The sequence below is a fragment of the Streptomyces sp. NBC_00247 genome (genome assembly GCF_036188265.1).
In the GTDB taxonomy this organism is placed as follows: domain Bacteria; phylum Actinomycetota; class Actinomycetes; order Streptomycetales; family Streptomycetaceae; genus Streptomyces.
In genome coordinates this window covers 6,059,055-6,077,507 of the sequence record NZ_CP108093.1, presented here as the reverse complement: position 1 = coordinate 6,077,507, position 18,453 = coordinate 6,059,055, and the positions used below count along the sequence as shown (strand labels likewise).

Sequence of the window (18,453 nt, the reverse complement as noted above, 5' to 3'; positions counted from 1 at the left end):
GCGGCACGGGTCGCGTACGGCGGCCCGCTCCCGCCGTACGTCTGCGGGGGCGGGACGGAGCGCGCTCCGGCTGCCCATAGGCTGCGCCCCATGCGGAAGCCGACCCACCCGTCCCCCAGGCGCCCACGCGCGGCGCACGAGCGCCTGCTGAGGGGCAGCCCCCTGGACTCCGTCCTGGACACCGCCGATCCCGAGGCCTGGATCGACCTCGACCGGCGCGTCCGCGCGGGGTCCGCGAGCACACCGCCCGCCGGCGCCTCCCCGGGCCCCGGCACCGACCACGGCGGAGACCCGGGGCAGCCGTTCGACCCGCAGTGGGACGAGCGCGCCCGGGACGTGACGTGGACGGACTTCCCGCCCTCCGAGCCGGAGACCGCCCTCACCCTGTGCCACCGCCGGTGGCAGGTGCGCGAGGCCGCGCTGCCCTTCGCCGCCGGGCGCCCCGCCCTGCTCCCGCTGCTGGTCCTGCGGTGCGCGGACGGCCGCGCCCCCGTACGGGACCGGGCCCGCCGGACGCTCGCCGCCGCACTGGACGGGCCTGCGGCGGCCGGACGCGCGGCCGCCCTGGTCCCGCTGGCCGTACAGCTGGCGCTCCGCCCGCACGGCGGGCCCGCTCTCGCGCTGGTCCTCACCGCCGCCCCCGCGCTTTCGCCTTCGCTGCCCGCGCTGCTGCTGGCGAGCCCCCGGCCGAGGGCACGGTTGCTCGGCATCGGACTCTGCCTGGAACGGGGTCTCCTCGCGACCGCCCGGCTCACGGAGTTGATCCTGACCGCCGAGGACCGGGCCGTCCGCAGGCTCTGCACCGACGTGCTCCTCACCCGGGTCAGGACCGGCGATCCGGAGCGCCTCCTCGATCCGCTGCTCACCGCTTCCTCGGCGGCGACCCGCTCTTCGGCGGTGGCCGCGCTGCACCGGGCGGGGCGGGGCGCGGAGGCGTCCGGCCACCTCGCCGACCCTTCGGCCCGGGTGCGTTCCGCCGCGCGGCTGGTGCTGCGGCTGGAGGGCGCGGACCCGTGGGCGTTCTACCGGGAGCGGTGCGCGGACTCGGCCGCGCCCGGCCTGCCCCCGGGCGCGGTCTTCGGGCTGGCCGAATCCGGATCACCCGACGCGGCCGGCCCGCTGCGGGCCCTGACGCGCCATCCGGAGGGCCGGGTACGCGCGGCGGCACTGGCCGGTCTGCGCATGCTGGACGCGGTCTCCCCCGACGAGCTGATGGCGGCCATGGCCGACCCCCATCCGCCGGTGGTGCGCACCGCCCGCAAGGCCCTCACCCCGTACGTGCTGCTCGTCCCGGAGGAGTGGCTGGCCGCGCTGGTGGCCCCCGCCCGGCCCCCGCACGTACGCCGGGCCGGGCTCCGTCTGCTCGGCGCGCACAGCCTCGGGCTGCGCAAGCGGGTGCTGGCGGGGATGGAGGAGGACGAGGACGCGGAGGTCGCCCACGAGGCGCAGCGCGCCCGGTACGAGCCGCTTCCGGACACGCACTGATCCGCTGCCACCCGTGGCGTCCGGGCTGCTGCCGGCAGCCCGGAACGGAGCGGTCCCTCGCGATCTACGACGGCCGAAAATCGACGGGCCCGGAGCTCCCCGGCGGCCGATAATCCGCGCATGGGAAAGACGCACGAGCACATAGCCGGACGGTTGCGCACCTTCATCGAGGAACAGCCGCTCTTCTTCACCGCGACCGCTCCCCTGGACGGCGACGGCACGGTCAACCTCTCCCCCAAGGGCGTCCGCGGCTCGCTCGTGGTGGTCGACGGGACGACGGTGGCGTACCTCGACTTCGCCGGGAGCAACGCGGAGACCATCGCCCACCTGCGGGAGAACGGTCGCATCACGCTCATGTGGTGTGCGTTCCAGGGGCCGCCCGACATCGTGCGGGTGCACGGCCGGGGCGAACCCGTCTTCCGCGACGACCCGCGCTTCCCCGGGTTGCTGGCCCTCTTCGACCAGGTCGACCACACGTCCCACGGGCTGCGCGCGATCATCGTCGTGACGGCCGAACTGATCCGCGACACCTGCGGATTCGCCGTGCCGTTCCTCGCGTACGAGCAAGATCGGCCGCTGCACGCGGACCGGTTCGCCCGCGAGGACGACGAGAGTCTGAGCGCGTACTTCGAGAAGAAGCCCGACATCGCGACCAGCGTCGACGGCCTGCCCGGTCTGCCGCTTCCGCTGCCACCGATGCCCGCCCCGTCCGGCGGCTGAGGGACGCCCGCTCGCCGAGGGGCGCGTCCGTGGACCGTACGGAGCATCCCGGTGGAGCCGTGCCCCCGTCGCCCGTACGGTCCGGAGCATGCGCGGATACCTGATGACCGTCCTGGTGACTCTGTCCGTCCTGGTGGCACCGGCGGGCGCGGCGGCGCCCGCCGGTGCCGGCGGGACGGCTCCCGGGTTGCTGGCCGACACGGGCGGCGGCCGGCAGCTGATCGTCGCCGAGGCCCCGGATGCCGGGTCCACCACCGGCACGGTCACCTGGTGGGAGCTGCGGCGGGGGCGGTGGGCCCGGGCGGGCTCCGCGCCGGCCCGGTTCGGAGCGGCGGGCCTGGCCGAGGGGCGTACCCGGCGCCAGGGCACGAACACCACTCCGACCGGCTTGTACGACCTCCCGTACGCCTTCGGTCTCCGGGAGGCTCCGGCCGCGACCGCGTACCCGTACCGCAGGGTGACGGAGGGTTCGTGGTGGTGCCAGGACAACGGGGCGCGCGACTACAACCGGTGGGTGGAGCCGCTGCCGTCCGACTGCCGGGCCGCGGAGGCCGAGCACCTGATCACGTACCCGGCGCAGTACGCCCGGGCGATGGTGATCGGCTTCAACTACGCGAAGCCGGTACGGGGCAGGGGCGCGGGCATCTTCCTGCACGTCGACGGCGAAGGGGCGACGGCGGGGTGCGTCTCGGTGGCGGCCGGGGTGATGGACCGCGTCCTGGCCTGGGCCGACCCGGCGAAGCACCCGCACATCGTCATCGGCACCTCGGCCGGGGAGCTGGCGGTGACCGGCTACTGACACCGCCACGTCGCGGAGGAGCCCGGTCCGTGGGTGACGGACCGGGCTCCTCCGCGTGCGGGGCAGGCGTCAGCGTTCGTTCTGCGCGAGACGCAGGAGGTGGTCGGCGAGGGCCTGGCCACCGGCCGCGTCACGGCTGATGAGCATCAGCGTGTCGTCCCCGGCGATGGTGCCGAGGACGTCGTGGAGCTCGGCCTGGTCGATGGCCGAGGCGAGGAACTGCGCGGCGCCCGGGGGCGTGCGCAGGACGACGAGATTGGCCGAGGCCTCCGCGGAGATGAGCAGCTCCGACGAGAGGCGCCGCATCCGCTCCTCCTTGGCGGAGCCGCCCAGCGGTGCCTGCGGGGTGCGGAAACCACCCTCGCTCGGCACGGCGTAGATGAGCTCGCCACCGGTGTTGCGGATCTTGACCGCGCCCAGCTCGTCGAGGTCGCGGGAGAGCGTCGCCTGGGTGACGCTCAGCCCGTCGTCGGCGAGGAGCTTGGCCAGCTGGCTCTGCGAGCGCACCGGCTGCCGGTTCAGGATGTCCACGATCCGGCGGTGGCGTGCCGTGCGGGTCTGCGGCACGGCAGGGCCGCCGTGGTCGTTGTCCTGCGCCTCGGTCATCGTCGTCGCCTCATTCTCCGGGTGGTCATGCTCCGGGTTCTCCGTCGCCCCTGCCCGGGTCCACCGTGTCCAGCGCGCCCCGCAGTACGGCCAGGAACGCGTCCACCTCCGCGTCGCCGATGATCAGCGGCGGCATCAGCCGTACGACATCGGGCGCGGGGGCGTTGACCAGGAGGCCCGCTTCCTGGGCCGCCTGCTGCACCTGCGATGCGTGGGGTCCCGTGAGCACGATACCCAGCAGCAGGCCGGAGCCGCGGACGTGGGAGACGAGGGGGTGTCCGAACCCTTCGACCTCTTCGCGGATGCGCTCGCCGAGCCGCTTGACGTGGTCGAGGGCGCCGTCCGCCGCCAGGGTGTCCAGCACGGCGAGGCCGGCCGCGCAGGCGATGGGGTTGCCGCCGAAGGTGGTGCCGTGTTGGCCCGGCTTCAGCAGGTCGGCCGCGGCGCCGAAGGCGACGGTGACACCGAGCGGCAGTCCGCCGCCGATGCCCTTGGCGAGGGTGACGACGTCGGGTTCGACGTCCTCGTGGGCCTGGTATTCGAACCAGGTGCCGCACCGGCCGACACCGGTCTGCACCTCGTCGAGGACGAGCAGGGTACCGGTGGCCCGGGTGATCTCGCGGGCGGCGGAGAGGTAGCCCTTGGGCGGGACGACCACGCCCTTCTCGCCCTGGATGGGCTCGATGATCACGAGCGCGGTGTCCGTGGTGACGGCGGCCCGGAGCGCTTCCACGTCCCCGTACGGCACGTGGGTGACCTCGGCGGGCAGCGGGAGGAACGGGTCCCGCTTCTTCGCCTGCCCGGTGAGGGCCAGCGCGCCCATGGTCCGGCCGTGGAAGCCGCCGGTGGTGGCCACCATGCCGGTCCGGCCGGTGAGCCGGCCGATCTTGAAGGCGGCTTCGTTGGCCTCGGCGCCGGAGTTGGCGAAGTAGACCCGTCCGCTCCGGCCGAAGAGCTGGAGCAGCCGTTCGGCGAGCGCGACGGGCGGCTCGGCGATGAAGAGGTTGGAGACGTGTCCCAGGGAGGCGATCTGGGTGGAGACGGCCTCGACGACCGCGGGGTGGGCGTGGCCCAGCGCGTTCACCGCGATACCGCCGACGAAGTCGAGGTACTCCTTGCCGTCGGCGTCCCAGACGCGCGCGCCCTCGCCGCGGACGAGGGGGATCTGCGGCGTGCCGTAGTTGTCCATCAGCGAGTCGCTCCACCGCTGACCGAGTTCCGCGTTCGTCATGCTGTCCCCTCCGTGACCGGCTCTGCCGCCGTGTCCCTGTCGGGCACGACCATCGTGCCGACGCCTTCGTCCGTGAAGATCTCCAGCAGGATCGCGTGCTGGACCCGGCCGTCGATGACCCTGGCGGTCTCGACGCCGTTGCGTACCGCGTACAGGCAGCCCTGCATCTTCGGGACCATGCCGCTGGACAGCTCGGGCAGCAGCTTCTCCAGCTCGGTCGCCGTGATGCGGCTGATCACGTCGTCGCTGTTCGGCCAGTCCTCGTAGAGGCCCTCGACGTCGGTGAGGACCATCAGCGTCTCGGCGTTCAGCGCGGCGGCCAGGGCGGCGGCGGCGGTGTCGGCGTTGACGTTGTAGACGTGGTTGTCGTCGGCGGAGCGCGCGATCGAGGAGATGACCGGGATGCGGCCGTCCGCAAGGAGTGCCTCTATGGCCCCGGTGTCGATCTCGGTGATCTCGCCGACCCGGCCGATGTCGATGAGCTCGCCGTCGATGGTCGGGCGGTGCTGGACGGCGGTCATGGTCCGGGCGTCCTCGCCGGTCATGCCGACGGCGAGCGGCCCGTGCTGGTTGAGCAGGCCGACGAGTTCGCGCTGGACCTGTCCGGCCAGGACCATCCGTACGACGTCCATCGCCTCGGGCGTGGTGACCCGCAGTCCGGCCTTGAACTCGCTGACCAGGCCCTGCTTGTCGAGCTGGGCGTTGATCTGCGGGCCGCCGCCGTGCACGACGACGGGCTTGAGGCCGGCCTGCCGCAGGAACACGACGTCCTGGGCGAAGGCCGCCTTCAGCTCGTCGTCGATCATGGCGTTGCCGCCGAACTTGATGACCACGGTCCGGCCGTTGTGCCGGGTCAGCCAGGGCAGCGCTTCGATGAGGATCTGCGCCTTCGGGAGGGCGGTGTGCTTCCGGGCCGTGCTGTTCTCGGCGCCCGTGTTCTTCTCGGCGCCCGTGTTCTCCGTGTCGCTCATGAGCTGTACGCGCTGTTCTCGTGGACGTACTCCGCGGTGAGGTCGTTCGCCCAGATGACGGCCGACTCGGTGCCCGCGGAGAGGTCGGCGGTGATCTTGACCTCGCGGTAGCGCATGTCGACCAGGTCGCGGTCGTCGCCGACGCTGCCGTCCCTGCACACCCAGACGTCGTTGATGGCGACGTTCAGCCGGTCGGGGTCGAAGGCGGCCCGGGTGGTGCCGATCGCGGAGAGCACGCGGCCCCAGTTGGGGTCCTCGCCGTGGATGGCGCACTTGAGGAGGTTGTTGCGGGCGATGGAGCGGCCCACCTCGACGGCGTCGTCCTCGGTCGCGGCTCCGACGACCTCGATCCGGATGTCCTTGGAGGCGCCCTCGGCGTCGCCGATGAGCTGACGGGCCAGATCGGCGCAGACGGCCTGTACGGCGGCGGAGAACGCTTCCTGCTCCGGGGTGACGCCGCTGGCGCCGGAGGCGAGGAGCAGCACGGTGTCGTTGGTCGACATGCAGCCGTCCGAGTCGACCCGGTCGAAGGTGGTGCGGGTGGCGTCGCGCAGGGCGGCGTCCAGCGCGGGCGCCTCGACGTCGGCGTCGGTGGTGAGGACGACGAGCATGGTGGCCAGCCCGGGGGCGAGCATGCCCGCGCCCTTGGCCATGCCGCCGACGGTCCAGCCCTCTCCGGCGGCCACGGCGGTCTTGTGGACCGTGTCGGTGGTCTTGATCGCGATGGCGGCGTCCGTGCCGCCTTCCTCGCTGAGGGCGCCCGCGGCCTTGTCGATGCCGGCGAGCAGCTTCTCCATAGGGAGCAGGGTGCCGATGAGCCCGGTGGAGCAGACGGCGATCTCGCCGGCGCTGTGGCCCTTGAGGACCTCGGCCGCCTTCTCGGCGGTGGCGTGCGTGTCCTGGAAGCCCTTGGGGCCCGTACAGGCGTTTGCGCCACCGGAGTTGAGGACGACGGCGGAGACCTCGCCGCCCTTGAGGACCTGCTGGGACCAGAGGACGGGCGCGGCCTTGACGCGGTTGGAGGTGAAGACTCCCGCGGCGGCGCGGCGCGGCCCGAGGTTGACCACGAGGGCCAGGTCCGGGTTGCCGCTCTCCTTGATCCCGGCGGCGATGCCCGCCGCCGAGAATCCCTGTGCTGCCGTGACGCTCACTGCATCTCCTCGTTCGCTTCTCCGCCCGCGCGGTGCGGCGCTGCGGCGGTTTCCGTGGTGGTCCGGGGCCGGGCGTCCGTACGCCCGGCGCCCGGGGTGGGTGCGGCCGGGCGCGGGTCGGTCACGGTGCCACGCCGGTCGTGGTCAGACCGGTGTCCTCGGGCAGCCCGAGGGCGATGTTCGTGCTCTGCAGGGCACCCCCGGCGGTGCCCTTGGCGAGGTTGTCGATGGCGCTGATCACGATGATCCGGCCGGCGGCGGGGTCGTACGCCACCTGGATCTGCACGGCGTTGGAGCCGTACACGGCCGCGGTGGCGGGCCACTGGCCCTCGGGGAGGAGGTCGACGAACGGCTCGTCGGCGTACGCCTTCTCGTAGGCGGCGCGAAGCGCTTCGCCGTCCACGCCGGGCTTCGCCTTGGCGCTGCAGGTGGCGAGGATGCCCCGGGGCATGGGGGCGAGGGTCGGGGTGAAGGAGACCGTGACGCGTTCTCCGGCGACGGCGCTGAGGTTCTGGGTGATCTCCGGCGTGTGCCGGTGTCCCCCGCCGACTCCGTACGGGGTCATGTTGCCCATCACCTCGGAGCCGAGGAGGTGCGGCTTGGCCGCCTTGCCGGCGCCGGAGGTACCGGACGCGGCGACGACGACCGCCTCGGGTTCGGCGAGCCCGGCGGCGTACGCCGGGAAGAGCGCGAGCGACACGGCGGTCGGGTAGCAGCCGGGTACGGCGATCCGCTGGGTCCCGGCGAGCGCGGCGCGGGCACCGGGCAGCTCGGGCAGCCCGTAGGGCCAGGTACCGGCGTGCGGCGAACCGTAGAACTTCTCCCAGTCCGCGGCGTCGGCCAGCCGGAAGTCGGCCCCCATGTCGACGACCAGCACCTCGTCGCCGAGCTGCTCGGCGACGGCGGCGGACTGCCCGTGCGGCAGGGCGAGGAAGACCACGTCGTGCCCGGCGAGCACCTCGGCGGTGGTGGGCTCCAGCACCCGGTCGGCCAGCGGCCGCAGGTGCGGCTGGAGCGCGCCGAGCTTCTGCCCGGCGTTGGAGTGGCCCGTCAGGGCGCCGATCTCGATCTCGGGGTGGGCCAGCAACAGGCGCAGCAGCTCACCGCCGGCGTATCCGCTCGCCCCTGCCACCGCTGCACGTACCACCATCGGAATCCTCCTCATCGATGGCATGACTATACGCAGTGATGCACTTTTATGCAAAGGTCGGAGGGGTAGGTCCGCGCGGGCGGCGGGACCGCACACACCGGCCGGCTGGGCCGCCGGTCCGCGGTGACGGTGACGGTTCCCGTCCGCCCCGAGGAGCGAGGAGCGCCGAGGAGCAGCGAAGAGCGCCGAGGAGCAGCGAAGAGCGCCGAGGGGTGCCCAGGAGCACCGGGCACCACTCTGTCAGGTGCGCCGATCAGGGGAAGCGGCGCGGCGCGGGACGTGTCGTCCGCCGGATCCGGTGGTGCGCTCGCCACGCTGGACGGCCTTTGGCCGTTCACGAGCAGGAGTGAAATCGATGGACTCATCTCGCGGAATCAGCAGACGTGCGGTATTGGCGGCGGCGCCCGCCCTGATGTCCGGCGCACTGCAGGCGCCCCGCGCGTCCGCGGCGGCGGCGCCCATCGGCCGGCCCGCGCTGATCCGGTCGGCGAACGGAATCCTGTCCACCACGTTGCGGGTCGCGTTCACCCGGGGAACGCTCGCCGGTGTCGGCGACGTCGATCTCCGGCTCTACAACGGGTCCATGAACGGGCCGACGCTGCGCGTGCGTCCGGGCGATCTGCTCGACATCGAACACATCAACGATCTGCCGCCCAACCCCGATCAGGTCGCGCACGGCGACCACAACGTGCCGCACGGCTTCAACACGGTGAATCTGCACACCCATGGGCTCCATGTGTCCCCGAGCGGGGACGCGGACAACGTCTTCCGGGAGTTCACGCCCTACGATCCGGCCAACGGGCTGACCGTCAGCAGCTACCGCAGCCGTATCGAGGTTCCCGCCGACCACCCGGACGGCACGTTCTGGTACCACTCGCACGTGCACGGGTCGACCGCCGTCCAACTGGCCGGCGGCCTGCTGGGAGCGCTCGTGGTGGAAGGCGAGACCGACAGGGTCCCGGAGATCGCGGCGGCGAGCGACGTGGTGATGTGCATCGGTGAACTCAAGCTCTCCGACGGCCAAGTGCCCGAGCTGCGCGCCGAGAACGACCTCAACAGGGTGGCGTCGACGTTCGTCGTCAACGGCGCCTACCGACCGGTGATCCGGTTGCGGGAGGGCGAGGTGCAGCGCTGGCGCCTGATCAACGCGTCGGCGTTCACCGTCCTGCCGGTACGGGTGGAAGGACACGCGCTGCACCAGATCGCCGTGGACGGCGTCACCCTCACCCGGACCGTCGAGCGTGACGGGGTCACCCTGTCGATGGGCAACCGCTCCGACGTCATGATCAGAGCGCAGAGTCCGGGCGACTACCGCATCACGGCGGGCGGCGTCCTGCTGGCGACGATGACCGTGGCTGCGGGCTCCGGCGCGCCCATGGAGCTGCCCACCGATCTGCCGGGGCCCGCGCCGTACATCGACCCGCGGGAAGTGATCCGCCGCCGTTCCCTGACGTTCCACAGCGACATGAACGCCTTTCCCGGCAAGCCCTTCCCCCACGCGTTCCGCATCACCGGCGACGGAGCGACCCCGCCGGCCCGCGACCCGGCCGACCCGACGGATCCGGCCTACGGACGGTTCGATCCGGCCCGCGTCAACCACACCCTCCGGCTCGGCGAGACCGAGGAGTGGACGATCCGCAACAATTCGAGAACCCACCCCAACCACTCGTTCCACCTGCACACCAACCGCTTCCTGGTCACCGCCGTCGACGGCAGCCCTCTGGACACCCCGGTGTGGCAGGACACCATCGGCGTCAGAAGGGGCGGCTCGGTGACCTTGCGCGTCCGCTTCACGGACTTCACCGGCCGGGCCCTCATCCACTGTCACGAGCTCCAGCACGAGGACCAGGGGATGATGCAGCTCGTCGAATACGTCGAGTGAAGCGTTCCGGTACGCCGGGTGACGCGTTCCGGTAGGTCGAGTGACGGATACCGCCACGTCGAGGGACGCGTTCCGGCGGTGGCGCAGGCAGCGGGCTCGGCCGTCGAGGAGACCGGAGCGGGCGGGCGCGGCACGGGTGGGCCTCCCGGCGCGGGCGGCGGCCCGTACGCGTGGTTCTACTCTGGCCGGATGACGTACGAGGGGGGATTCCGGGTCGGTGACGTGCTGTCGGTCACCTGCCCCTTCGCGGAGACCGTGGTCGAGTCGGGCGTGACGTGGGACTACCTGCCGGTGCGCTGGCCATGGTGGTCCATCGACACGGACAGCGACCTCTTCCACTGGAACGGGGTCGTGGCCCTGGGTCTCGGGAACGAGGGCCCTTCCCCGGGGAACCCGTCGGAGCTGTTCCGTACCGACCCGCCGCCGCACCGCCTGACGACGGGTGATCCCTGCCGGATCGGGATTCCTCCGACGCCGGTGCACGTCACTTCCGTCGACCGTCACGATCCGCCGCTGGAGACCGGCTGGTTGCCGCGCCCGGTGCTGACCGTGACCGTGCTGCCGCGGGGCATGTCCTACCGGGAGTATCCGGACGGCAGCCATCTCGACGGCTTCGGCCACGGGCTCCATCCGGGCGACGGAACGCCGTACGCCTTCGAGCTGCTGATGCGTCCGTACGCGTGTCTCCGGGCGGGTGACGAGGTGGCCGACGCCGACGGCAGGGCCTGGCTCTTCCGGGGGCCCTGGGACTGGGACGCCTTCGACGGCGGGAACAGCGGACCGGGCCCCGCGTGGCCTCTGACGCTCCTGACCCGCTCCGGGCTTCCCCGGTCCGCCGCGGACGCGGAAACGGTGGCCACGGGTTCGGCGACCGGCTCGCACCAGGACACCGTCCGGCGGTGGATGTCCCTCACCGGGGCTTCTCCCACACCCTGATCGACCCGGGACGGTCGCCTCCCGGAGCCGAGCCGGTCCACGCGGGCCCGGACGGGTCCGCGTGGACGCGGTCGCGGGCCGGGACGGTCGCTGCCCCGGACCGGGTCAGCGCGGTTCGTCCGGTTCGAAGCTCGCGAAGTAGGCGGCGGCCATGTCCTCGTGGCCGTGCCCCTGAGCGGCCGCGCGGGCGAAACGGTCCGCGCTCGCGGCGGCTACGTCGAGACGGACGCCGTACCGCTGCCCGGCCTCCACGATCAGTCGGGCGTCCTTCTCGGCCGTGGTCACCGCGAAACTGGCCGGATCGAGACCGCCGTCGAGGACGAGGGCCGACTTGGCGCGCAGATAGCCCATGTCGAGTGGGCCACCGGCGATGGCGTCGAAGAAGTCCTGCGGGTTCACTCCGAGCCCCTTGGCGAGTGCCAGGGTCTCTCCGGTGGCGGTGGTGGCCGCGATGACCCAGCTGTTGGCGACGAGCTTGAGGCGGGTGGCGCCGCCGTCCGCCCCGTTCTCGCCCGTCCAGACGGTCCGGGCCCCGACCGCGTCCAGTACGGGGGCGACGGCCGCGCGGCTTTCGGCCGGGCCCGCCGCGAGGATGAGCAGCTGCCCCGACTCGGCGGGCTGCCGGGTGCCGAGCACCGGCGCGTCGAAGAAGACGAGGCCGTGTTCCCCGGCGAGGGCGGCGAGCGCCTCGACCGCGTCCACGCCCACGGTGGTCGACTGCACCCAAGCGGTGCCGGGACGGAGTGCCGGGGCGGCCTGCCGCACGACCTCCTCCACCGCCGGCCCGTCGTGCAGCATCGTCAGGATCACATCGGCGCCCTCGACGGCCTTTGCGGGGGTGTCGGCGATCCGCGCGCCGTCCTCGGCCAGCGGTTCGGCCTTGGCCCGCGTGCGGTTCCAGACCTGTACGGAATGCCCGGCGCGGGCGAGGTTGCGGGCCATGGCGGCACCCATGATTCCGGTGCCCAGAACGCTGACGGTGAGTGTGTCGGTCATGGTCGGTCGTCGGCCTCTCTGCCGTGAGGGGGGAACGGCGGGCGCGGCAGCGCGTTTCGACGGGCGACAGCGCCCCCACCCGCACGTTACGTCGTGTCACCGGGTCCTGGGCGGCCGGGCTGTGGGAGGAGCCGGGCCATCTCGCCGGCCGGCAGGGCGGGGTGGGCGGCCACCAGGGCGGGCCCGCAGGGCGCGCCGGGTCGACGTCGGCCACCGTGAGCACCAGCGCACAGTCCTCGTGCGCGGAGACCAGGCGCTTCGCCTGTTCGCGGCTCAGATCGGAGCGGTCCGCGAGGGTCCGGGCGAGCTCGCAGGAGAGAGGGAGGCAGACGTCCTCGTACGCGAGGAACCGGTCGATCAGGTCGGGAGGCGGCGAAGGGTCGGCGGCGGGCCCGAGCAGGAGGTGACGCACGGCGTGCATCCTGTCGCGCGGGGCCCGGAGGGGGCCACCGGTTCATCCGTCGTCAGGTCATCCGCTTCAGGCCCTCAGGGCCGTACGGCTTCGGGCCGCCGGGTCGGTACGGTCCGCGCGGCCGGGCGGGTACGGCTCCGCCCGGCCGCGCGAGGTGTGTCTGCGGCCGGGCGGGGGGTGTGCGGTCCGGATCAGGAGCCGGCCTTGTCGGCCTTCGCGGCACGCTCCGCGTTCCGCTCCTTGATGCGGACGGTCTCCTTGCGTACGTCGGCCTGGGTGGCGCGCTCGGCGCTCAGCCATTCCGGCATCTCGTTCTTGAGGGCGTCGATCTGCTCGGTGGTGAGCGGCTCGGTGACACCACCGCGGGCGAGGCCGGAGATGGAGACGCCCAGCTTCGCGGCGACGACCGGTCGGGGGTGCGGGCCGTTGCGGCGCAGCTCCTCCAGCCAGGCCGGCGGTTCGGCCTGCAGCGCGTTGAACTCGCTGCGCGAGACCACACCCTCCTGGAACTCGGCGGGGGTGGCTTCGAGGTACACGCCCAGCTTCTTCGCCGCGGTGGCGGGCTTCATCGTCTGGGGTGTCTGGTGCGAGGTCATGTGTCAAGAGTAGCGAGCGTGTGCGAGGCCGCCGACCACACCGGTCGCGCCGGGCGGTCGCGGCGGTGTCCCGGCCACGGTCCCGGTCATGATCCGCCGGGCGTTCCCCCGGGGTGGGGCCGGTAACCTGGCGGGGTGACTGGCTCCGACGCATCCCCCTCGTTCCGCCTCGCCTACGTACCGGGCGTGACGCCTTCCAAGTGGGTGCGCATCTGGAAAGAGCGCTTCCCCCGCATCCCGCTGGAGCTGGTCTCCGTACCCACCGGCGAGGCCCCCGGACTGCTGCTGGAAGGCGGTGCCGACGCGGGTTTCGTACGCCTGCCGGTCGGGCGGGAAGAGCTCAGCGCGATCCCCCTGTACACCGAGACCACGGTGGTGGTGATCCCCAAGGACCACCTGCTCGCGGCCGCGGAGGAGGTCACCGCCGAGGACCTCGCGGAGGACATCGTGCTGCATCCGCTCGACGACACGCTCGGCTGGGAGCGCCCGCCGGGGCTGCCCGCGTTCGAGCGGCCGGAGACGACGGAGGACGCCGTGGCGCTGGTCGCGGCGGGGATCGGTCTGCTGGTCGTGCCGCAGTCGCTCGCCCGGCTCCACCACCGCAAGGACCTCACCTACCGCACGATGACGGATGTCCCGGAGTCGCGCATCGCGCTCTCGTGGCCGGAGGAGAAGACGACCGAGATGGTCGAGGACTTCATCGGCATCGTCCGGGGCCGCACGGTGAACAGCTCACGCGGGCGTACCCCCACTCCCCCGCAGCCGAAGCAGGAGAAGCGGCCGGCCGCGGGTGGGCAGCGTCGCGCCGCCGCGGGCAAGCCGTCGTCCCGCAACCCGCGGGGCGGGTCGGGCGGCGGGGCCAAGGGGGCGAAGAGCGCGGGGGGCGCCAAGCGCGGAAAGCCGCGCGGCCGGTAGCCGTCGGCGCCCTGCCGCCCCGGGCCCCCGCTCGCTACCCTCGCCCCCATGGGTGCGCTCCTGCCGTTGCTGATCGTCGCCGGATGCCTGGCCGCCGTCATGGGCCTCCTCGGCGCGCTCGCGGCCCGGGTGCGGCGCCGGGGGACGGCCGGGGCGGCGATCGGTGCGGCTCTGGCCTCGTACGAGGAGGCGTTCCGGACCACCTCGTACGCCGCTCACCAGGAGACCCGCGCCCAGGCCGACCGGCAGGCTCCGCTGCCGTCCCCGGACGGCGACCGGCGGCCCGCCGCGCCGGAATACGGGCCCCGTGGCCCGGTCGCGCGGCCCGTACGGCGGCGCCCCTGGCCGGGGTGGAGGTCCCGGGCGGGGCGGCGGGCTTCCGTCCGTGGTCCGGGCAGCCCGCGAGGACGGGGCGACGACGGGCGCTGAAAGGTTTTTCCGGCTTTCGCCGACCCGCCGGACCGCGCTGGGACCCCCCTCCGCACGAGGTCCGGCCCGAGAAGTGTCAGGATGGTTCTATGACCATCCAGACTTACTTCGACATCACCATCAACGACGAGCCCGCCGGGCGGATCACGTTCAACCTGTTCGACGACGTCGTCCCGAAGACCGTGGAGAACTTCCGCGCGCTCTGCACCGGTGAGCAGGGCTTCGGCTACGCCGGCTCCTCCTTCCACCGTGTCATCCCGGAGTTCATGCTCCAGGGCGGCGACTTCACCCGCGGTGACGGCACGGGCGGCAAGAGCATCTACGGCGAGAAGTTCGCCGACGAGAACTTCACGCTCAAGCACACCAAGCCGGGCCTGCTCTCGATGGCCAACGCCGGCCGGAACACCAACGGCTCGCAGTTCTTCATCACCACCATCGTGACCTCGTGGCTCGACGGCAAGCACGTCGTCTTCGGTGAGGTCGCGGACGAGAAGAGCCTGGAGCTCGTCAAGAAGATCGAGTCCCTCGGCTCCCAGAGCGGCCGCACCTCGGCGAAGATCACCATCGCGTCGAGCGGCGTCCTCTAAGGATTCCCGACCACCCGCCGCCTCCCGCGACGGACCTCGCACGAGGCGGCGGTGGGAACGCGCGGGCCCGACAGAATCCGTCGGCCCGCGCGTTCTCGTCTCCGGGGGCGTTCCCGACCGGGTCAGAGTGACGAGTAGACCGCCTCGACCAGTGCCGTCTTGCGCGGGTCGTCGGCGAGCCCGACTCCCATCCGGTTCATGACGTAACCGAGCGCCACCCCCGACTCCGGGTCGGCGAGTCCGCAGGAGCCGCCCGCCCCGTCGTGGCCGACCGCTCGCGGGTTGGGGCCGTAGGAGGCGTTCGGCCCGCTCAGCCAGACGCCGAGGGCGATCTCCGTCTCGTGCGCGAACCCCGCCCCCAGCACCAGATCGCGGCAGCTCCCCTGGCCCTCCCGTACCCGCTCGGCGGCGTCCTCGGACAGCACGCACCGACCGGACAGCGTGCCCCGCCCGGCGAGGATGCCGTAGAGGGCGGCGACCGCGCGGGCGGTGCCGTGTCCGTTCGCGGCCGGGATCTCGGCCGCCCGCCACGCGGCGGTGTTGGCCACTGCCGCTCCGGTGACGGGGTTGGCGAGGGAGGCGACGACCACCGGGGGCAGGCTCGCGAAGAACGCGGCTTGGGCGGGCGAGGCCCTCGTCGTAACGAGTTCGGCGACCCGGTCCGCCTCCTTCTCCGGCAGCCCCACGGTGAAGTCGATGCCGAGGGGACCGGTGACCTCGCGCCGGAGGAACTCCCCGGGCAGGTCCCCGCTGATCCGCCGGACCACCTCGCCGACCAGGAATCCGTACGTCAGCGCGTGGTAGCCGGAGCGGGTGCCGGGTTCCCACCACGGCTCGGTCGCGGCCAACCGGGACGTGGTGAGTTCCCAGTCGTAGAGGTCGGCGAGCGAGTGCGGCTCGCGCAGCCCGGCGAGACCGGCCCGGTGCGAGAGCAGATCGCGCACCTTGACGTTCTGCTTGCCCGCCGCGGCGAACTCGGGCCAGTACGAGGCCACGGGGGCGTCAAGGTCCAGCAGGCCCCGGTCGGCCAGAATGTGGGCGCAGAGCGCGGTCGGGCCCTTGGTGGTGGACCAGACGTTGACGAGGGTGTCCCGCTCCCACGGGCGGGTCCGCGCGCGGTCCGCCCATCCGCCCCAGAGGTCGACGACCGGCTCGCCGTCCACCAGGACCGTGACGGCCGCGCCCAGTTCGTCGCGCAGGGCGAAGTTCTCCTCGAACGCGGTACGCACGCGGGCGAAGCGTTCGTCGCAGCGGCCTCGGACCTGTGCCACGGTGGCCTCCTCCTCCTGGGGGCCCAGGGCGCCGGGACCCGCGTCGTCCTCCAGCGGCCGAACGGGCTCCGGGCGTCACGGGGTTACGGGCCAGGCGCTCGACGCCACCGGGGGTCCCGGGCCGTCCGGCCCGCGACCCCCGCAACATACCGACCGGTCCGACGGACGGGAAGGTGTCGTGCCGGTCCGGCCGGGGTCTGTACCGGGTTCGCGGGCCCGGCCCTGGACTCGATGCGGGCCCGAGGCCGTGTCCGACCATGCGCGTCGGATCAGCGGGCGGTGTCCGGTGCGGTGCGTCGCGAGGCGGAGGACCGCCCGAGCACGGGATGTATCCGGGCTGTCCGACAACGCCGCGAGATGCGGTGCCGGGCGCCGCCCGCCCGGCGGGAATGGTCAGACCCGGCCTAAAGCCCCACGGCGCCGTCGATCCCCTGGCGCAGCAGGTCGGCGTGGCCGTTGTGGCGCGCATACTCCTCCACCATGTGCAGCAGGACCCATCGGAGCGAGATCCGCCCCTGCCAGGGGTCGTTCGCGGACACGTCGAGATCGGGGCCTCGGCGACGAACCGTTCCGCGAAGTCGACCTCTTCCCGCCAGACCCGCCAGGCTTCCGCGGTGCGCGCGGCTCCGGGGACCGCACGGTCGAACGCTCCGTCCGGCTCGTCCGCCGTGGAGAAGGGCGCCGGACCCTCCTGGCCGGCCAACCGCTGCCTGAACCAACGGTGTTCCACGTCGGCGAGGTGCCGGACGAGTCCCAGCAGGGACAGGCCGGAGAAGTCCACGGACCGCATGGCCATGGCTTCGGGGTCGAGCCCGGAGCACTTCAGGACCAGGGTGTCCCGCTGGCGGCGCAGGGAGGCGACGAGCATGGTCCGTTCGTCGCTCTGCGTCGGGACCTCGACCCGTGGGTCGCTGCCGGGATCGGTGAACATCTCCGCAAACCGTTGCATGTCCGGGATTGTGACCGATCTCCACCCCGGTCGCACCGGTTTTCACCCTTCCGGCGAGAGCTCGGTACGTCAGCGGGCCGGCGGTTCCAAGGAGAGGCTCCAGCGGCCCGGTTGCCCGACCAGAGTGACCGCCGAGAGAGGGCGCACGTCGATGTTCCAGTACGTCGAGGGCGGGGCCTTCAGCGCGTAGACGAGGATCGCGCGGACCACCGCGGGTTCGGCCACCGCGACGATGGAACCGCCGTCACAGGGACGGGTGTCGAGCCAGTGGCCGATGCGCGTGATGAAGCCGAGCAGCGGCTCGCCGCCGTGCGGCGCGGAGCGGGGATCGGCCAGCCACGCGTCGACGGCGGCGGGTTCGCGGGCCGCGACCTCCGCCAGGGTCATGCCCCGCCAGCGCCCCATGTCGCAGTCCCGCAGGTCGGGTTGGGCCATGGGGGCGTAGCCGAGGGCGTCGCCGGTGGCCCGGCTGCGGGGGCTCGGCGCGCAGTAGCGGAGGTCGGCAGCGCCGAGCGGGACCAGGGCGTGGGCGACGAGTTGCACCTCGTGCCATCCGGCGTGGTCGAGCGGACGGTCGTCGTCGAAGCGCTCGGCGAGCAGGGACGAGCTTCGCGCTGCCGCCACGAGGGAAACCCGAACACTCATGGCCGCGATGGTGGGGCCGACAGCTCACCGGGTCAAGAGGGCGCACGGGCAAGGAAGTTGGCAATCCCGCGACGGGCCTCTCACGGTCCGCCCCGTCGCGGGCGGCCCCTGCCGGAGGGGCGTTATCCGTTGGTCAGAGCCATCCACTGGCCGGGCTTCTCCAGCCCGCGGAAACCGGCCTTCGCGTACACCTCGTGGGCGTCGCCCGTGGAAAGCAGGATCCTGCGGACACCGGCCGGGGCGAGGTGATCGCGTACCGCCTCGGCCAGCCGTACGCCGAGTCCGCGCCCGCGGGCCACCGGGTCGACGTAGACGTCGCAGAGCCAGGCGAAGGTGACATGGTCGGTCACCACGCGTGCGTATCCGACCTGGGTGCCGGAATTCCTCTCGTACACACCGAAGTTGAGCGAGGCCGCGATGGCCGCGTCCTGCTCGGCGCGGCTCCGGCCCAGCGCCCAGTAGGCATCGGTGGAGAGCCAGTGGTGGATACGGGCCGGGTCGAGCCGGGAGGGATCGGTCGAGATGTCGTAGCCCTGCTTGATCGCATCTGTCATCGGAACAGGCTACGACTCCGGAACTCCGGCCACAGTCAGGATTTCATGCCTGAGTGGCCGGCCACCGGGAACGACCCGGCCCGGCCCTCGCGCGCCACGTGCCGGCGGCCGGGCACTGTGCCGCGGCCTGCCTGCGTCCGGGCGTCCCCGGGCAGTCGTCCTCGGGCA

At 72.8% G+C, this 18,453-nt stretch carries 18 protein-coding genes and 1 pseudogene; 8 read left to right on the top strand and 11 right to left on the bottom strand.

The features are described 5' to 3' along the window. The first annotated feature begins 90 nt into the window (after positions 1-90). The 3 genes from OHT52_RS26480 (at position 91) to OHT52_RS26470 (ending at position 3,004) form a co-directional block, all read left to right on the top strand. Entirely contained in the window at positions 91-1,485 is a 1,395-nt protein-coding gene (locus OHT52_RS26480; RefSeq protein WP_328722692.1) for a HEAT repeat domain-containing protein, read from the top strand. A 120-nt stretch (positions 1,486-1,605) separates the two neighbouring features. Then, entirely contained in the window at positions 1,606-2,205 is a 600-nt protein-coding gene (locus OHT52_RS26475) for a pyridoxamine 5'-phosphate oxidase family protein (RefSeq protein WP_328722691.1), read from the top strand. Positions 2,206-2,293: 88 nt separating this feature from the next. Beyond that, the gene (locus OHT52_RS26470) at positions 2,294-3,004 is read left to right on the top strand and encodes a L,D-transpeptidase family protein (protein WP_328722690.1); all 711 of its coding nucleotides are present in this window, start codon (positions 2,294-2,296) and stop codon (positions 3,002-3,004) included. Between the two features lie 69 nt (positions 3,005-3,073). Here OHT52_RS26470 and OHT52_RS26465 read toward each other — a convergent pair whose 3' ends face one another. From OHT52_RS26465 to argC, 5 genes are all read right to left on the bottom strand, one after another. After that, positions 3,074-3,610 (bottom strand): arginine repressor, encoded by a 537-nt coding sequence (locus OHT52_RS26465; RefSeq protein ID WP_328722689.1) that lies wholly within the window; start codon positions 3,608-3,610, stop codon positions 3,074-3,076. 25 nt (positions 3,611-3,635) lie between these two features. Next, positions 3,636-4,841, bottom strand: a complete 1,206-nt coding sequence (locus tag OHT52_RS26460; RefSeq protein ID WP_328722688.1) for an acetylornithine transaminase — start codon at positions 4,839-4,841, stop codon at positions 3,636-3,638. Beyond that, positions 4,838-5,812 carry an acetylglutamate kinase gene (argB, locus tag OHT52_RS26455; protein ID WP_328722687.1) on the bottom strand — a complete coding sequence of 325 codons (975 nt, stop codon included), beginning with the start codon at positions 5,810-5,812 and terminating at the stop codon, positions 4,838-4,840. The genes OHT52_RS26460 and argB overlap by 4 nt, the downstream gene beginning before the upstream one ends. Next, positions 5,809-6,963: a bifunctional glutamate N-acetyltransferase/amino-acid acetyltransferase ArgJ gene (gene argJ, locus OHT52_RS26450; protein ID WP_328722686.1), complete on the bottom strand. Its 1,155-nt coding sequence runs from the start codon at positions 6,961-6,963 to the stop codon at positions 5,809-5,811. The genes argB and argJ overlap by 4 nt, the downstream gene beginning before the upstream one ends. 121 nt (positions 6,964-7,084) lie before the next feature. After that, positions 7,085-8,113, bottom strand: coding sequence for an N-acetyl-gamma-glutamyl-phosphate reductase (gene argC / locus OHT52_RS26445; RefSeq protein WP_328722685.1), 1,029 nt, complete (start codon positions 8,111-8,113; stop codon positions 7,085-7,087). 355 nt (positions 8,114-8,468) lie between these two features. Between argC and OHT52_RS26440 the strand changes: the two genes are divergently transcribed. Next, the gene (locus tag OHT52_RS26440; protein WP_328722684.1) at positions 8,469-9,995 is read left to right on the top strand and encodes a multicopper oxidase family protein; all 1,527 of its coding nucleotides are present in this window, start codon (positions 8,469-8,471) and stop codon (positions 9,993-9,995) included. A 78-nt stretch (positions 9,996-10,073) separates the two neighbouring features. Beyond that, a complete protein-coding gene (locus OHT52_RS26435; protein WP_328722683.1) occupies positions 10,074-10,931 on the top strand; it encodes a hypothetical protein in 858 nt (285 codons plus the stop codon). Between the two features lie 105 nt (positions 10,932-11,036). On the opposite strand, the gene OHT52_RS26430 is transcribed toward OHT52_RS26435, so the two are convergent. Beyond that, positions 11,037-11,927, bottom strand: coding sequence for an NAD(P)-dependent oxidoreductase (locus OHT52_RS26430; RefSeq protein WP_328722682.1), 891 nt, complete (start codon positions 11,925-11,927; stop codon positions 11,037-11,039). Positions 11,928-12,530: 603 nt separating this feature from the next. Further along, complete coding sequence (locus OHT52_RS26425) at positions 12,531-12,935, bottom strand: DUF5997 family protein (RefSeq protein WP_328722681.1); 405 nt, start codon at positions 12,933-12,935, stop codon at positions 12,531-12,533. Between the two features lie 135 nt (positions 12,936-13,070). Between OHT52_RS26425 and OHT52_RS26420 the strand changes: the two genes are divergently transcribed. The 3 genes from OHT52_RS26420 (at position 13,071) to OHT52_RS26410 (ending at position 14,866) form a co-directional block, all read left to right on the top strand. Further along, positions 13,071-13,850: a LysR family substrate-binding domain-containing protein gene (locus OHT52_RS26420; RefSeq protein WP_328722680.1), complete on the top strand. Its 780-nt coding sequence runs from the start codon at positions 13,071-13,073 to the stop codon at positions 13,848-13,850. A gap of 48 nt (positions 13,851-13,898) precedes the next feature. Continuing rightward, positions 13,899-14,279 carry a hypothetical protein gene (locus tag OHT52_RS26415; protein ID WP_328722679.1) on the top strand — a complete coding sequence of 127 codons (381 nt, stop codon included), beginning with the start codon at positions 13,899-13,901 and terminating at the stop codon, positions 14,277-14,279. An 89-nt stretch (positions 14,280-14,368) separates the two neighbouring features. After that, positions 14,369-14,866, top strand: coding sequence for a peptidylprolyl isomerase (locus tag OHT52_RS26410; RefSeq protein WP_328722678.1), 498 nt, complete (start codon positions 14,369-14,371; stop codon positions 14,864-14,866). A gap of 122 nt (positions 14,867-14,988) precedes the next feature. Here the strand turns inward: OHT52_RS26410 and OHT52_RS26405 are convergent, their stop codons facing one another. The 4 genes and pseudogenes from OHT52_RS26405 to OHT52_RS26390 all read right to left on the bottom strand — a co-directional run bounded on the left by OHT52_RS26405 (position 14,989) and on the right by OHT52_RS26390 (position 18,285). After that, on the bottom strand, positions 14,989-16,137 hold the full coding sequence (locus OHT52_RS26405; protein ID WP_328722677.1) for a serine hydrolase domain-containing protein: 1,149 nt from the start codon (positions 16,135-16,137) through the stop codon (positions 14,989-14,991). Between the two features lie 404 nt (positions 16,138-16,541). Continuing rightward, positions 16,542-17,068, bottom strand: a pseudogene (locus OHT52_RS26400) (DinB family protein). A gap of 87 nt (positions 17,069-17,155) precedes the next feature. After that, a complete protein-coding gene (locus tag OHT52_RS26395) occupies positions 17,156-17,731 on the bottom strand; it encodes a histidine phosphatase family protein (protein WP_328722676.1) in 576 nt (191 codons plus the stop codon). Between the two features lie 122 nt (positions 17,732-17,853). Then, positions 17,854-18,285 (bottom strand): GNAT family N-acetyltransferase, encoded by a 432-nt coding sequence (locus OHT52_RS26390; RefSeq protein ID WP_328722675.1) that lies wholly within the window; start codon positions 18,283-18,285, stop codon positions 17,854-17,856. Positions 18,286-18,453 lie beyond the last annotated feature (168 nt).

Bases quoted from the DNA above. Each gene is read 5' to 3' on its own strand.
- OHT52_RS26465 (WP_328722689.1), bottom strand. From the start codon at position 3,610: ATGACCGAGGCGCAGGACAACGACCACGGCGGCCCTGCCGTGCCGCAG.
- OHT52_RS26470 (WP_328722690.1), top strand. From the start codon at position 2,294: ATGCGCGGATACCTGATGACCGTCCTGGTGACTCTGTCCGTCCTGGTG.
- argC (WP_328722685.1), bottom strand. From the start codon at position 8,113: ATGGTGGTACGTGCAGCGGTGGCAGGGGCGAGCGGATACGCCGGCGGT.
- OHT52_RS26390 (WP_328722675.1), bottom strand. From the start codon at position 18,285: ATGACAGATGCGATCAAGCAGGGCTACGACATCTCGACCGATCCCTCC.
- argB (WP_328722687.1), bottom strand. From the start codon at position 5,812: ATGAGCGACACGGAGAACACGGGCGCCGAGAAGAACACGGGCGCCGAG.
- OHT52_RS26440 (WP_328722684.1), top strand. From the start codon at position 8,469: ATGGACTCATCTCGCGGAATCAGCAGACGTGCGGTATTGGCGGCGGCG.
- OHT52_RS26415 (WP_328722679.1), top strand. From the start codon at position 13,899: ATGGGTGCGCTCCTGCCGTTGCTGATCGTCGCCGGATGCCTGGCCGCC.
- OHT52_RS26480 (WP_328722692.1), top strand. From the start codon at position 91: ATGCGGAAGCCGACCCACCCGTCCCCCAGGCGCCCACGCGCGGCGCAC.
- OHT52_RS26410 (WP_328722678.1), top strand. From the start codon at position 14,369: ATGACCATCCAGACTTACTTCGACATCACCATCAACGACGAGCCCGCC.
- OHT52_RS26430 (WP_328722682.1), bottom strand. From the start codon at position 11,927: ATGACCGACACACTCACCGTCAGCGTTCTGGGCACCGGAATCATGGGT.
- OHT52_RS26425 (WP_328722681.1), bottom strand. From the start codon at position 12,935: ATGACCTCGCACCAGACACCCCAGACGATGAAGCCCGCCACCGCGGCG.
- OHT52_RS26395 (WP_328722676.1), bottom strand. From the start codon at position 17,731: ATGAGTGTTCGGGTTTCCCTCGTGGCGGCAGCGCGAAGCTCGTCCCTG.
- OHT52_RS26475 (WP_328722691.1), top strand. From the start codon at position 1,606: ATGGGAAAGACGCACGAGCACATAGCCGGACGGTTGCGCACCTTCATC.
- OHT52_RS26460 (WP_328722688.1), bottom strand. From the start codon at position 4,841: ATGACGAACGCGGAACTCGGTCAGCGGTGGAGCGACTCGCTGATGGAC.